Genomic DNA, 16,117 nt, shown 5'->3' on the forward strand with positions numbered 1-16,117 from the left:
TATAGCGCAAAAAAAAAGCGGTTAAATAAAATTATTTAACCGCTTTTAAAAAAAAATATTTTTTAGTTTGAAATTGTAAATGCTTGAGAAATTAAGTTTCCAAAATCACCAGATATATTAACTAGTTCAACGCCATTATTATATATAATAGCTGCTCCAGGTGCTGCAAAACCATCACCATAGCTATCTTTTAAAATAAAGGTATAATCTCCATTTCCTAAACAAAACGTTGATGAAATATCTGTATCTCCATCTGTGTATGGTCCACCAGAAAATAGAATGTTATCATCACTATCTGTAAGTTCCCAACTAATTTCGCTCGCATAATCGTCAAACGTTAAAGAAAGTTCAGTTTCTGGATAAGGACAAACTTGTTGTAAGTTTATCGACAATGGTTCACCAACTAATGTACCGTCATTAGACGTGATTGAAAGAACAAGAAGATCTAATCCTGAAGTGCTAATATTCTCTCCAATAGCATTAAGGGTGAACGTACCTTTAGTGCTGCCAGCTGGTATTGTTATTGAATTAGGAACAGTGTAGGCTGTTGCATCTGCTGTTGTTAGATCAGAATCAATGCTTAAAGTTAATGTGCGTTCCGAGCTTGTTGTTTTTGTTGCATAAATAGAGATTTCTTCGTCAATAGTACCTGTTGGAGCAACTCCAATGGTAAAATCAGATACAAAACCTACATAGTCTATATCTATAGAGTCTTGGTCGTCGTAATCACAACTGTTAAATAATATAATGCTAAGTGCAAGTATGGTCAATAATTTGAAATTTTTCATAATTTTAGGTGTTTATAAGTTTTAACGTACTTTGTCGTTATTCAATTATTATTTTTTTATTAGAAGTCACATTACCACTAGTGATGTTTAAAAAGTATATTCCTTTTGGTATGTTCTGAACATTTATAGATTGCTCTATTACAGATAAAGAAGATACTATCATGTCTTGATAAACGGATTGGCCTAATGCGTTGTATAACTTTATTATGTTTTTTTCTGATGAAGAATTAAACTTGATATTTAATTTTTCTTTTGTTGGGTTAGGCCAAACAACGAGACTATTTGTAAATTCATTTTTTGAAATGTCTAGTGTAGATCCTTGAGAGGTCAGTATTAGTGAAAAGTTTTGTAAACCATTGGTTAATGAGCCGGAATGAGATACGGTTAAAGTGTAATTACCAACCGTGGCTGATGAAATATCTATTCTCTCGACATTATCGACGTCATTGATACCGGTTATTGCTTTTTTAGTAACATCACTCTTGTCAAGCATCCATGGTCTATGGATATTGCTATTACTGTCTTCAAGAGTTACATTTAAATCATTTACCAAGCTTCTAGTTACTCCCGATTGAGTTGATCCAGCAGGATCTGTCCAGCAAATTGTGGCTTTTATAGGAGTATTAGAGTTTACAGAGAAACTATAAGTATATGTTGCGTTATTATTTAAAGTAAGTTCTTTTATGAGAGATGTTCCATTAGATTCATTTTGAATGAGTAGAGCAGAAGCTTCTGCATCTAATAGACCCCATCCAAAAACAGGATCTGGACCTTGTTTTACAGGATCATCAATAGCTGTGTGACAAACTAAAGCTTTTAATGTTGAAGCTCTCATGTAGTTTGAATTTAATCTATTGTAATATTCTTGTAATAGAATTAATGTACCTGCAACGTTTGGTGCAGCCATAGAGGTACCTGAAAATGTAGAGTATTCACTGTCAGATCCTGATGTTGACGAGTATACATTTGTACCGTCTCCAGTAATATCTGGTTTAACTCTGAAGTCATTTGTTGGACCTTGGCTACTGCTACTGTTAATCGGAAAATTAATTAAGTTTCCTGTACTAGGAATTACATTCGGATTTGCATTGGCTACTACCAAATTATTCTTAGCAGTTTTATTACCTGTTAATTTGTCATACCCATCAGCTAAACCTCCGTCATATGTTTGGCTACCCTCATTACCAGCTGAATTTACGGCTAAATAATATGGTGATGTATAGGCAATTTCATCCCAATTTCTAGCGTCAGAATTGTACGATCCAATATCAGCACTGGATACTTGTTGTCCTCCTGAACCATTAAATATGGGAACACCATACGAGTGATTTGAAATTAATAAACCATTTGCAGCCTCATTAAGAGCTTCATTCTCATCGTTGTTCCAATCAAAAGATCTTAACATGGCTTTAGGAGCCATTCCTTTGGCGTTTGCGTCAGCACCTTTGCCTATAAGCGTACCTGCAACGTGTGTGGCATGGTCACTGATTGGTCCAAAAACGGGAGTGTTTATAAACTCCGGGAAAACAACACGAGATTCTGGATTTTTTTGACTGTCTCCAAATTCATCATGTGTTCCTAGGACGCTTTCTTCGTCCCAAACTCCGATATTCATGTTAGTTCCGTCTAAATTTAAACTTAGACTTCCATTCGTTTGTAATCTGGCTGTTTTGGTAGATTTAGCACTATTTAAATTATGCGTAGTTCTATAAACAGGATTACCATTTACAATATCGTAAATGTTATATGTTTTACCTTTTTCTTTAATACTTCTATTAGAGGTGTTGTTATTCTTTAAGTATTCAGATATTTTTTTATCTCTTATCAGAAAGTTGATTTTTAACTTTTCTTTTAGTTGACTTATAGCATCTGTATCATAATTTTTAATGATATTTTTTCTTTCCGAATCTGATTGTCCAATAGATGATAGACTAATTAAGCTTAGTGAGAAAAAAAGGAGTATATTTTTTTTCATGTTTTATAGGTTTATGTACTATATTAATAAGCGCTTAATCCAATATGCATTTATGAAAAAAATAGGGTAGTTGCTTTATAAACTACCCTATGCTTTAATTACAACTTCAATAATTTATTAAATAAAAGTATTTTAGTTGTTAATGCTTTCATCAATGTTCGGGTTGGCATCAATTTCTGTTTGAGGTATTTTTAAGAAAAACAGTTCACTATCAGCAGGAACACTGATTGGTACTCTGTGTTCTGGTGAAGTTCTATTGATAGGTAAACTATATCTTTTTGCATCGAACCATTCAACACCTATTTCTCCGTATAACTCTTTACGTCTTTCGAATAAAATTTCATCTAATAAATCTTGACCTGTATTGCTCGATATAACGGCATTAGGATCTCTGTCTGATTGTAGAGCGAACAATGTATTTCTAGCTACATCTTCATTTCCCATATGGTATTGAGCCTCAGCATCAATTAATACCATTTCAGATTTTCTCATAAGTGGTGCGTCCGAATCAAAAGCGAAAGCGAATTTGGTAAATATGTATTGTCTGTAAGGTATTGCTGTAGGACCATAATAATCTTTAACAAATGTGTTTCTAATGTCTGAAGCAGTAAATTTTTCAGCAAACAAACGGTTTCCATAAGCTCCTTGGTATGATAAATTCAAATGGTCAGTGATTACACCTGGAGTTGTTACCCAGTAATATGCTGATTCATTTGCACCATCTTGGTATAATGCCCAAAGCCATTCATCATCTTGCATGTCGCTAAAACCAGCTCCCCAGTTTGAAGAAACTACGGCAGAAGCAGGATCGCCACCATATGCTGCTTTTGCAGCGTCTGAAGCACCTTGCCAGTCATCTTGAGTCACCAATAAAACACGTGCTAAAATCCCTTGAGCTACAGCTTTGTTAATATAACTTTTACCTAATCGAGTGGTTGGTAAATCAATAATAGCTTCTTTTAAATCTTTTAAGATAGAAGCATAGAATTCACTTAATGGAACAGGAGCGTTTCCTTCAGATGAGCCACTAGCCTTACTTGAATATAAAGGTAAACGTTCTATAGTTCTGTCGTTATTATAATTAGGAGCAAACTCTAACGCGATTTGAAAATGGTGATATGCACGTATTGTTTTTCCAATTGCAATAAATTCTTTTTTAACTGTTTCGTCAAAATTGCTTTCTTCAACACCTGTGATTAAAGTGTTAGCATAATTAACTGATTGATAGTTGAAAAACCATGAGAATATAGTTCTTCTGTACGTTGGTTCTCTATTTTCATGAGCATAATCAAAACGAAAATGTGTTGAGCCTAAACCAACGTCACTTCCTTTAATCATTCTAGCAAAATACATTGAGTATAAACCTCCACTATCTGGAGACGAATTATTTTCTCCATCTGTGATATCGTCATCCCATTGGCCTTTATAATTGGCATAAATACCAGATATAAATGCTTGAGTGATTTCTTTACTAGTGAATACGATTGATTCGTTTATTCCTGCTGTATTTGTTGGTTCTTCTAAAAAATCTTCTGAACAACTAGTAAAAACTAGTGTTAAAAGTAGCATGTATACGCCGCTTTTTAATATATTATTTTTTTTCATTTTTTCTTTTTTTAAAATTCAATATTAACCCCTATAGCAGTAGTAGACTGTAATGGTGATCTTGCATTAGTAACACCGCTAAAAGCCTGTTCTGGTTCAATGCCTTCATGTGATTGCCATGTGAATACATTATCAGCTTGTAGATATAATCTAAGTTTGCTTAAGCCTGTTTTTGCTAAAGTAGCTTGAGGTAAACTATATCCAATAGTTAAACTTTTTAATCTAACATAATCATTTTTGAATAAGTACTGAGTTGATTGTGATGCGTGGTTGTTATTAGAAGCTAATAATAGAGGAACATCTGTGATGTCTCCTGGGTTTTGCCATGCCTTAAAGTTATCAGGGTGCGCAGAGCCTCCTGGAGAACTAAAACCATTCATAAGACCAGAGTAATCTGTGTCTAATAAGTAAGCGCCAAAACTGTAGTTTAATAACATACCTAAATCAAATTGTTTGTATGTTATTGAGTTAGTAAAACCACCAATTACACTAGGTAAAGACGATTTGTCTTGTTCATATCTTGTTGCGTCAGCGTAAACTTTTGTAGTTTCTCTTCCTGTAACTTCACCTTCTGAGTCGGTAATATCTTTATACCACATACCAAAACCATCCGCAGGATCTACTCCAGCATAGTCTCTAAGGTAAAAGTCAAATAAAGAATTTCCTTCTTTCCATAATTTGGTTCCGCTAATAAATTGGTCTTGTGTAAGTTCTTTAATCTCGTTTTTGTCAAATGAGAAGTTTAATCCTGCATTCCAAGTGAAATTATCATTGCTAACAATATTTGAGTTTAAAGAGAATTCCCAACCATAATTTCTTAAAGTACCGTTGTTAGTTCTAATTTGTTTTACTCCTGTTGATGGTGAAAGAGGAACGTCGTATATTAACGCTTTTGACTCTTTATTGTAGTAATCAACACTACCATAAAGCTTTCCGTTGAATAATTCAAAATCTACACCAAAATTAGTAGAAGCTGTTTTTTCCCATGACAATAAAGGATCTACAACACCTTCTAATAAAAGTCCTGAATTTCCTTCATTAGTATAACCTGATTGAAAAATAGATTGGTAAGGGAAAAGACCAATACCCCTATTGTTTCCTAGTTCTCCATATGATGCTCTTAGTTTTAAGTCAGTTATTACGTTACTATCTTCTAAGAAAGCTTCGTTAGACACTATCCAACTACCACCAGTAGAAAAGAAGTTACCCCATCTTGTATCTGTTGCAAAACGCGTTGAACCATCTCGTCTTCCAGAGAATTCTAAATAGTAAGTTTTGTCAAAGTTATAAGCTACTCTAGCTAAATAACTATTTATTCTTTCGGTAATTTTTAATCCTCCTACACCTTCTGGTGTAGATGCATCACCAAGTTGTCCTTGTCCTGGTAAAAAACCTGTAGCTTGACTTCTTAAATCACTTGTAGTGCTTGTGTAGGCTTCGGTTATAGCGTCTATAGATATGTTGTTTTTACCAAAACTTGTTTTGTAATTTAAACTCTGAATAGCGTTTAATGTTGTTAAAATGTCTCTGTTTTGTGTTACACGACCATTTACATTTGAAGCTGCTCCAATTTTGTCATCATCAAAACTATATTGATCGAATAAATAGTTTTCATAACTTAAACTTGTTTTGAATGTTAATCCTTCAGCGATGTTCATTTCGGCATAAGCATTTCCTACATAGTTACTTCTTACAATATCTTCTTTTCCTAATAATAAAGAAGCGTGAATACTTTCTCCACTGTAAACAGGTCTAGAACTATTTATTACTTGTCCTGAAACGATCCCATTACCTGTGTCATAAATTAGACCTCCTTCGACATCTTTTACAAATGCTCCATTTGCGTCTCTAGCATATACTGGGTAAATACTAGATATACCATATATCCAAGTTATTGCTTGGGTTGTACTACCTGAGGTTTGATCTGGTGTTCCCGATTTAGATCTAGAAAAACTATTATTGATACCAACTTTTAACCAATCTTTTACTTGAGATTCTACGTTCAATCTTGTTGATACTCTTTCAAAATCTGAAGTTATAACAGGTCCATCTTCATTTAAATAATCTAAAGAGAAGAAATATGTTGTTTTGTCACCACCACCAGAAATGTTAAGGTTATGGTTTACTCTTGTAACGTTATTGTTAAATACTTGTTCCTCCCAATCTGTATCCCATAATAATGAGGCTCCTGATACTAAGTTTCCGTTAGCGTCTATTGGGTTAGATACATTGTATGGATTGTAACCTAAGTAATCTGTTAAGTTTGCAGTTGCATTCGTTGCTGCATCAGATGAAGATTGTCCTGAGATGTATTGATTAGAGTTCTTAAGAGCTTGCCATGTTAGTTTCATGTAATCTTCACTACCTACTAAATCATGAATTCCTTCAGTGTTTTTAGAAACACCAAATTGAGATCGAATACTTACTAATGGCTCTGTATTTCTTTTACCTTTTTTAGTGTTAATTAAAATAACACCGTTAGCACCTCTAGATCCGTATAATGATGTTGATGATGCATCTTTAAGAACAGATATTGATTCAATCTGATCTTGACTTATCGTATTTAAATTTCCGTTAAAAGCTGACCCATCTAATATAATAAGAGGAGCTTGATCGGCGTTTATACTAGAGAAACCTCTAATTCTGATGTCAGGGTTGTTACCCGGTTGCCCACCAGCTGTTAGTAAGTTAACACCAGGAACAGAACCTTGTAGAGCTCTTAATGGAGATGTTGCTTGCTGCGAGCTAATAGTTTCTGATGATACAACACCGACAGCTCCAACGATTGATTCTCTTGTTTGAGTCCCGTATGCTACAATTACAACTTCTTCTAAAGCAGCTGCATCTTCTTGCATTGTTACATTAACAGTGTTAGATTGTCCAACTTTAACTTCTGTACTAGCGTATCCAACAAAACTTACAACAAGAGTTCCTCCTGTATTGGCTTTTAATGAATATCTTCCGTCGAAGTCAGATGATGTACCTGTAGAAGTACCTTTTAATAAGACTGTTGCTCCAGGTAATGGTAGTCCAGAACCGTCTGAAATTACCCCTGAAATTGTCTTTTCTTGTGCGAACGTAAGTTGCACAACAAACGCTAATAATAGCGTTAGCATTCCGCTCAATTTTGTTTTCATTTTAAAATTATTTGAATTAGTCAACGCCAAAAATCACAATAAAAAGTTAATAAAACAATAAATAATGGTTAAAATTCGCTTTTTAGATGTGAATTTTAACGAAATTTCGGATAAACACTAAAAATCTGTAGTTGTTTTAGAGGTGTCTTAGAATTTCGTGCTTTAAATTATGTATTTCGTAATGTAGCGCTGTAGAGTTTGTTTAATAATGTAGTGTTTGCGCTGTAGTAACTTGTTTTTGTTAGATAGAAGGTGGTTTTATTGATTTTTTTTTGAATACCCTTTTAATTGATTTATTTAAATATTGTTCTAATGTTAATAGATAATATGCGTTCGGAATTTGTTGAATTTCAAAAATTAAAGTTTTTTATATTTTTACAGGACTTTTAGGTTGAATTAGAAGCTTTTGCCAAATAAGGAAGTTTTGGGCAAAAAAAAAGAGGCTGCCTTTTCAGGTAGCCTCTTTAAAAATGAAATTAAGGTGTTTGATATTATTTAACTTGAGCTTCGCCAAATTCAATAGCAATCTCTGTTAAAGTGGTTCCTCCATTTGTAGTGGTGATATCTCCAATTTTAATCATGCCGTATTCAGTAACGTTTATATCAGGTTCTCCTTCTTCTTGAACAAGACGGGTTATTTTATAAACGTATAAATCTCCTTTTGCAGTGCTGTCGAATCCTGTTTCTTTTGTTCCAGCATCGTAAAGTCTTTTAGCAATAAGTAAATCTTTTTCAGCATACAGTTTGTCTACAGTATTATAGTCGTCGCTTTCTCCTGATAAATCTCCAACTTTTACAAAATCAATAGCAGTTGTACCTTCTTTTTCAAATCCTGAAGGACTTTTAAATTTAATTTCAGCCGAATCAGTATTTGAGTCTGTGTAAGAAGTGGCAGTATCTAAACTTAGTTTGTTTTTAGAAAGGTCTGAGCTTAATACCACTTTATTACTTGTTTCAAAAGTTTGACTGATTATAGGTATGTATGTTTCAAGTGAGTCTGTTAAAGTTCCACTTGTTGCTATAAATCGGTAATACAGGGTGTCTTTTACTTTTAAGTTATAGCCATAAGACGCATCTGTGAAATTAGTAAAAATAATTTCGTCGCCATCAACGTTTAAAGCAGATCCAAGTGGAGTGGTAGGCGCGTAAGTTCCTTCTTTTCCATTCTTCCATTCTAAAGATATATTATCTATTATTGCAGATTTTGTAGAGGCTTCAAATATTAAAGTATCCTCTACTGCAGTGTTATAGATAATGGCATCTAAACCTTTTTCAAGAGAAAGTGCTTTAGTGATTTTTACATTAAAGTCTTTTGAATAAGGGTTTCCATTAGAAAGTGTAGAAACAACATTAATATCAATGCCGTCTTTTTCATTACCAATTAGTGTGCCTAAAAGAGAAGAGTTGAAAGTTGCTGTTTCATTAGAAATAGCTGCATTAGCCATACTTGCTCCTTTTGTCACCAGCATATCTGTTACAGTAACATTGTCTGCCGTTAGAATTGAAAATTCCATAGTGTGGTTTTCATCTAGGTTGCTTAGGCTAGATGTGTTTAATATGATATTAGCACCTAGGTCTGCGTAGCTAATTTCTCCCTCGTCTTCCGAGCAAGACATAAGTACACATATAGGTAGAATAAAAAATATTTTAAGTTTTTTCATAATTTGTATTTTTATGACTGTTTTAATTAAAGTTTATCAAAAAATAGTTTCGTTTCTAATTCGTCTCCACCAATACTTGTACTAGCAGCGTTTACATTAGCTCCATTTAAAGAAAGTTCAACCGTTGGATATGTATATCTGTAAGGCGGTTGATCGTTAGTTGTTTCAGCATCATCAGGTGCCGTTAATAATGGGTAATCTAAACGTCTCCATTCAGTCCAAGATTCAAAACCTCTATTGTATAAGGCTAACCATTTTTGAGTTCCAATTTTCTGTTTGTAATTACCGGCAGCAGAACTATAAGCTACACTTCCTTGTCCTAAGTAAGTATCAGCTTCGGCATCAGTTCCTCCCCAATATTTAATTGAAGCAGCAACAGCATTATTATAATTTGTTTCAGCAGTTCCAGTAATAAATTTTCTTTCGATAGCTTCTGCTAATAAAAATTCAACTTCAAAGTAAGTCATTAATGGGGCTTCTAATGTTGGGTCTTTCCCAATTTTATCAGACACGTGTGAGTATTGACTAAAAGAGTTTAGTTCTCCAGAAATACCACCTTTGTAAGCGCCATTGTATAACGTGAAGTAGTCATCTCTACGCGGATCGTTTAGTGCTGTCATCATGTCTACAATAGTGTTGGTAGGAACATAATCATCACGTCCAGATAATACTAATGCAGCATAAACAGGGTTTGTGTATGGGGCAGCAGATTCAAAAGCTAATTTCATATCATCATCAGCAGAAGTGAAAACGCCAGCAGTTACGGCCTCGCTAACAAGTGTTTTTGCTTTGGTAGGATCAGAATCGGCTATTAACATACCCATTTGAAGTTTCAAAGAGTTTGCGAATTTTAACCATTTTTCAATATCTCCATTATAAATGATATCTTCTGAAGCTGAAAAACCAACTTCATCGGTTATAAATTTATTGATTACATTATCATCTAAACGTTCTAGTAAATTATTGTAAACTACTTCTTGTTTATCAAAAATTGGGTTTAAAATATCGATATCTAATGCTTCGGTATATGGAATATCTCCAAATGTTGTTACTAAAACATAGTATGTGTAAATCTCATAAAGTTCTATAGTCGCTATTTTATTTGTTTGCACATCTGGCAGACCTGAAACTAAGCTTTTAGATTCTTTAAAGTTTTTTAGAACATCACGGTATAAAGTTTCCCAATGAAATTCATCAATATTCCTTGTTTTTAAATCATAATTGGCCTCATCGGTATATGTGGTTTCTGTCCAATGTTGAACAACAAGACGGAAAATATTCTCATTAACACTCGTTTCCGTCATTTGATTAAACAATTTATACTGGGCGCTTGTAAAAAGAGATGCATCGGTTGTTACAGCGAAATCTTTTTTGTTTACGTTAAGCTCTTCTAAATCTTTAGTACAAGAAAGTGCGACTAAAGCTAAAAGTGCTATTATTATATTTTTTTTCATTTTTCTATGTATTAAAATTGAAGTTTAACATTAAGTGCGTAGTTCTTCGTAGTAGGTAATGATCCAGATGAAAGACCTTGGATGTTACCAGCACCAAAACCTGTTTCAGGATCTGCATCAGGAATGTTTTTATGTATAATCCATAAGTTAGAACCTACCAATGTTACAGATAGATTATCTAATGCTAACTTGGTTGTAATATCTTTAGGGAAGTTATATGATAAACTAGCTTCACGTAATTTAACAAAAGAAGCATCGTAAACAAACTCGCTTAAAGGCAGTGTTTGGTAACCTGTGCTACCAAAACCACTAGCGTCTAATCTTGTTGTGTTTGGTGTTCCATCGGCTAAAACACCTTCGTAAACAAATCCACCACCATTAGTTAGAGTGTTTCTTACAGGGTTTCCTAAATCGTTAATAAAGTCTGAACTCGCCAAAACTCCTGTCGCTTGCCCATAACGTTGATCTAAAGAGAACATATCTCCACCGCTTCTAATATCTATAAAGAAGCTAAATGTTAAGTTTTGATAAGAAAGCGTATTTCTAATACCTCCTAACCAATCAGGATTACCGTTACCAATAATTTGATCTGAAGCAGTAGCTACAGGAATACCATCTTCATCTATTATTTTTTGGCCATTTTCATGATATGTATAGGTGTCTCCTTTTAAAGCACCGTAAGATTCACCAATTCTGGCAACAACCTGAGCGTTAAAAGAACCAAGAAGTAGTTCGTCTAATCCTTCAGCTAAAGATAGAACTGTGTTTTTATTTTTAGACCAGTTTACGTTAACTCTCCATTTAAAATCGTCAGTAATATCTAGTTCAGTGAAAGCAGATAACTCAATACCTTTATTTTCTAATTCACCTGCATTAATAATTTTACTTAAGTATCCTGTGGTTTCACTTACAGAAACTGGTACAATTTGATCTGTTGTATTTGTTTTGTAGTAAGCAATATCAAAACCAAGATTTGCTTTTTCTAAAAATTTCATTTCTAAACCAATTTCGTAAGATCTTGAAATTTCTGGTTTTAAATCTGGGTTTTTCTTAGAATTACTTACTGCAGCAGCTGCGTTTCCTTGGAAAGATGTTAAGCTGGTGTAGGTATCATTAATTTGATCGAAACCTGTAGCGTTTCCAATTTGTGCCCAGTTAGCTCTTAATTTACCAAACTTAATGGCAGGAACATCTATATTTTGAGAAAAGATGTAAGATCCTGAAACTGCAGGGTAGTAGTAGGAGTTGTTTGCAGCAGGTAATGTAGATGTTTTGTCTCTACGTAAGGTACCTTCTAAGAATAAGAAATTTTTATACCCAAGCGTTGCACCTGCAAAAAAACTTTGAACTTCTATAATTTCATCCCTTTCTTTAGGGTTAGGTAATGCATCGGTTGAGTTTTGAAGTGAATATACTCCAGGTACCTTAAGCCCACCATTTGTTGCTGCTGTAACCATGTTTAGCGTACTGCTTCTAAGGTTTCCTCCTAAGAATGCGCTAAAATCTAAATCATCAGTAATATCTTTAGAGTAATTCAATATCACGTCTAAATTTGTTTCTCTAGAATTAATATTTCTTCTTAAGTATCCTGAAGTTTGATCATTTCTATTATAACTACCGTCACTTCCTTCATTGATACCAAAAGCAGTTGGTACAGATCCAACAGCTCTTCGCTCTTCTTGTATTTCGCTATATTGATCTACAGAGGCTTTTCCTGTTATGCTCAGGTTTTCTACGATGTCGTATTTCAATTGGGCATATCCAGTAAATCTGTTTCTACCATCACTTTGGAAGTTTTCGTAACGTGTCCAATATGGGTTATCCCAATATATAGGTGTTAAATCTGTTGGTGATTTTGGATTCCATGTAATGTTTTCACCTGTTTGAAAATAAGCTTCTCTTTGTTTTTGGTAATCAACGTTATTTTGTCCCCATTGACGCATAAAACCAACAATGTTATCATTGTATCCTGTGGAGTTTCTACCTACAGTTTCAGTGTTTATGTATGTTGCATACCCTGTTGCTTCAAGTTTGTCTGTTAACTGAGCTGTTGTAGCTAAAGAGAATGTGTTTTTGTTTTGAGAACTATTAGGCAGTAAACCACTAGCATCATAATTAGAGTATGATAGTCTAAATGATCCAGCGTCGAATCTTTTTGATACCGAAACCGAGTTTGTAAAAGACGTTGGAGTTTCAAAAAAGGTTAATGGTCCATTCTTTGTTGCTTCCCAAGGTCTTGCAACACCATAAGTGTCTAATTGTGGGTAAAGTGCATCCCATTGAATTAAGTTCAAACTTGAATCGAATTTTGGTCCGTATGATGCATCATCATTTACGTTAGCATAATTATCATCAATGTTGTCTCCGTTGAAATCTGAAGGCGTAAAGTTGTAATCATTTCCACCGTAACCAGCGCCGTATCCTGTTTGGAATTCAGGAAAAGTACTTCTGTCAATACTACTAATACTTGCGTTAGAAGATATGGTTATTGAATAATCTTTTGAATTGCTCCCTTTACCTTTTTTAGTATTAATAACAATTACACCATTTGAAGCTCTAGAACCGTATAATGCTGTTGCAGCAGAACCTTTAAGGACGTTCATAGATTCGATATCATCTGGGTTAAGGTCGGAAACCGGATTTCCGTAATCGTATCCAGTTGCACCCTGTGCTTGTGTACCTGTGTTTGTGTTTCTGTTAGAAATTGGAACACCATCGATAACAAATAAAGCCTGATTAGACCCTGTTAGAGACGTTTGTCCACGAATAACAACATTGGTAGAACCACCAAGGTTGTTTGTTCTTTGAATAGAAAGACCAGCTACTTTACCAGAAAGCTGGTTAAGTACATTCGCTTCTTTCACTGTTGAAAGCTCTTCTCCTCCAATTTCTTGAGTTGCGTATCCTAAAGATTTTTTACTTCTTTTAATACCAAGAGCAGTTACAACAACTTCGTCTAAAGATTCTGCATCTTCACTTAAACTAACATTGATCTTGTTAGAGGCTGCTATTACAACTTCTTTTGTAGTGTAACCAACAAAGCTAATAACTAAGGTTGCTCCTTGGTTGGCTGTAATTGAATAGTTTCCATCGAAATCGGTCGATGTACCTTGTGTTGTTCCTTTTAATAAGACTGTGGCTCCCGGTAAAGGTAAGCCGGCAGGATCCGATACCGTACCTGAGATTGTCTTTTCTTGCGCAAACGTAAGTTGCACAACCAACGCTAGTAATAGCGTTAGCATTCCACTGAACTTTGTTTTCATTTTATAAATATTTGAGTTAGTTAGTATCAAAAATCCTAATAAAATGTTAATAAAACAACAAATTGTCGTTAAAGTTTAATTTTTGGTTGTGATATTTAAATAAAATTAAAGGTTTTCGTTTAATATTCGTAATTGATTTACGGGATAACTGTATCTTAATAGTTGATTTTTCCTACTAAGGTGTAATTGTGTCGATTTTAAATTGAAGTACTGGTGTTTTTTCTTACGGATGTGGTTATTAATTCAAACAACTAAAAAAATAATTAATTTGGAAAATTAAGGTTTTGAGGTTGTTTGAATCGACTCGTTTAAATTGTGTAATATATTGTTTTTGAAGAGGTTGTTGTGAGGTGTTTTGGTGAAGAGGTATGCTTACTACGTGTGCTGTTGTTTGTTTTTATTAGTAATATTGGCTTATAGTCTATTAAAGTCCAACGTATTTAGACTGTTTTTATTAAAAATCTGTTGTCAAACTTATATGAATTTTAGAGTTTGATAGCTCAAACTTCTCATTTTGTAATTTGCCGTTGGCATAGTTTAGCTTAAAAAGGCCAGCTTTGGTTAATAATCCAAAACCAAAGCCGTACCCATAAAGCTTTTCTTTCGTTTTTAATATTTTGTTTTCAAAGTAAGCTATGTCCGTTATAGAATGAATATAAATGGAGTTACTTAATTGATATCTATATTCAGTATTGACTAAACCATAAAGTGAGGCGTATAGACTGTTTTCTTCAAAACCTCTTATAGAATTAATACCGCCAAATCTTGATAGTTCGTTTTCTAAATAATCATCCGAAGTTAAAACAGCCCCATTAATACGTGTGTAAAAACTGTTTTTTTGATTTAAGTTGATTATTTTAAAGGCATCAATTGAGAGTTGAGATTGTTTTTGCGATGTATTTGTTTGTTTTCTGTTTCCGAAATTAGATTCAAAATACAAATTGCTGTTAATAGGGAATAACTGGTTTGTAGTTTGTGGCCTAATATATTGGTAAGCGAAAGTGTAAAAAGATGTTTTATAATCTTGAATGTTAAATGTAGACGTTTCAGAAAGTAAATTATTAGATTCTAAATAGGTAAGCCCGGCATAAACTTTATGTTTAGAATTTATTTGATAATGAAGTTTAGCAGATTGATTTACGGTAGTAAATGATGAGTCGCGTTTAAAAATGCGTAATTGAAAATCGGCTCCAATAGGTGTTTTAAATAAATAGGGCAACGTGATGTTGGCATCGAATGTTTTTTGATCGTTCTCGTCGCTTTTGTAAAGTAAACGAAACGATTCGCCAAAGTTTAAATTATTATTCAAGCTTAAATTTAAATAACCATCAAACTCAATCGCGTTGGTATCTTCGTTGGTGCCAAAACCTAAAAAACCATCAAAACTGTTACTTTGTTGTTTTTCCAAATAAAGGTATAGCGCGGTAGAATCTTTTGTAAATAGAACTTCTGGAGATTTTATCTGGCTTGCAAAGTTTAAATCGTTAAGCTGCTCGGTTTTAGTTTTAATAGTATTTAAGTCGAAAACTTGTCCTTTTTTTATTTTTAAATAATGTTTTAAATAAGAACGCGGGAATTTCTCGTAACCTTTAATAATGATGTCGCTGATATAGCGTTTCTGTTCGGGCGTATCAATATAGAGTTTGGCCGATAAATAGGTTTCGTCTTCAATAGCAATATTGGAAAGCTTCAATTTTGAAAAAGGAAATCCGTTTTCCGAGATTTTAGAATTTATGTATGTTAAAGCCGATGCTACTTCTGTAAAGGGCAATTCAAAATAAGAATCAAAAACGGAGGTGCTTATATGGTTTAATAACGATTTGTCAATAATAGCGCTATCATAATATATATGTATGGTGTTAAATTTTCTTTTTAACCGGATTGAAGTTGAAAAAGTAGAGTCATTTATTTTTGATATTTCATCCGCTTCATGTTCAATATAGCCTTGTTTAAAAAGAGCACTTTGAATAAATGCGACTTCCGAAGAAATTGAAGAGAAATCCTGATGGGTTTTAATGTAGTTTAAGGAATCGATAGTTTGTGTTGCTGCCTCGTTACTGCCGTTAATTTTTAGGTATAAGGTTTGGCAAAATATTTCCGAAGAAAAAAGAAAAAGTATAAATAGGAGTAAGGCTGTTTGTTTTTGCACAATTTAATTAATCGTTTTTAGTACTAGACGGTTTTTGTAAATATCGATTGTGATTTTTGAGAATTAATACTTTAATTGACCTTGT

The 16,117-nt window shown here is 33.6% G+C and carries 8 protein-coding genes; all 8 read right to left on the bottom strand.

Annotated elements, in window-relative coordinates; all coding sequences use genetic code 11:
• Positions 1-62 precede the first annotated feature (62 nt).
• Positions 63-788, bottom strand: a complete 726-nt coding sequence (locus QWY92_RS12455) for a hypothetical protein (protein ID WP_290271754.1) — start codon at positions 786-788, stop codon at positions 63-65.
• Between the two features lie 37 nt (positions 789-825).
• Positions 826-2,763, bottom strand: a complete 1,938-nt coding sequence (locus QWY92_RS12460; RefSeq protein WP_290271757.1) for a S8 family serine peptidase — start codon at positions 2,761-2,763, stop codon at positions 826-828.
• A gap of 132 nt (positions 2,764-2,895) precedes the next feature.
• Positions 2,896-4,368, bottom strand: a complete 1,473-nt coding sequence (locus QWY92_RS12465) for a RagB/SusD family nutrient uptake outer membrane protein (RefSeq protein WP_290271759.1) — start codon at positions 4,366-4,368, stop codon at positions 2,896-2,898.
• Positions 4,369-4,379: 11 nt separating this feature from the next.
• The gene (locus tag QWY92_RS12470) at positions 4,380-7,484 is read right to left on the bottom strand and encodes a SusC/RagA family TonB-linked outer membrane protein (protein WP_290271761.1); all 3,105 of its coding nucleotides are present in this window, start codon (positions 7,482-7,484) and stop codon (positions 4,380-4,382) included.
• A gap of 512 nt (positions 7,485-7,996) precedes the next feature.
• Entirely contained in the window at positions 7,997-9,166 is a 1,170-nt protein-coding gene (locus QWY92_RS12475; RefSeq protein WP_290271763.1) for a hypothetical protein, read from the bottom strand.
• A 26-nt stretch (positions 9,167-9,192) separates the two neighbouring features.
• The gene (locus tag QWY92_RS12480) at positions 9,193-10,620 is read right to left on the bottom strand and encodes a SusD/RagB family nutrient-binding outer membrane lipoprotein (protein WP_290271765.1); all 1,428 of its coding nucleotides are present in this window, start codon (positions 10,618-10,620) and stop codon (positions 9,193-9,195) included.
• A gap of 11 nt (positions 10,621-10,631) precedes the next feature.
• A complete protein-coding gene (locus tag QWY92_RS12485; protein ID WP_290271767.1) occupies positions 10,632-13,883 on the bottom strand; it encodes a SusC/RagA family TonB-linked outer membrane protein in 3,252 nt (1,083 codons plus the stop codon).
• Positions 13,884-14,337: 454 nt separating this feature from the next.
• A complete protein-coding gene (locus tag QWY92_RS12490) occupies positions 14,338-16,032 on the bottom strand; it encodes a POTRA domain-containing protein (RefSeq protein ID WP_290271770.1) in 1,695 nt (564 codons plus the stop codon).
• Positions 16,033-16,117 lie beyond the last annotated feature (85 nt).

This window comes from Algibacter miyuki (assembly GCF_030409805.1).
GTDB lineage: Bacteria > Bacteroidota > Bacteroidia > Flavobacteriales > Flavobacteriaceae > Algibacter > Algibacter miyuki.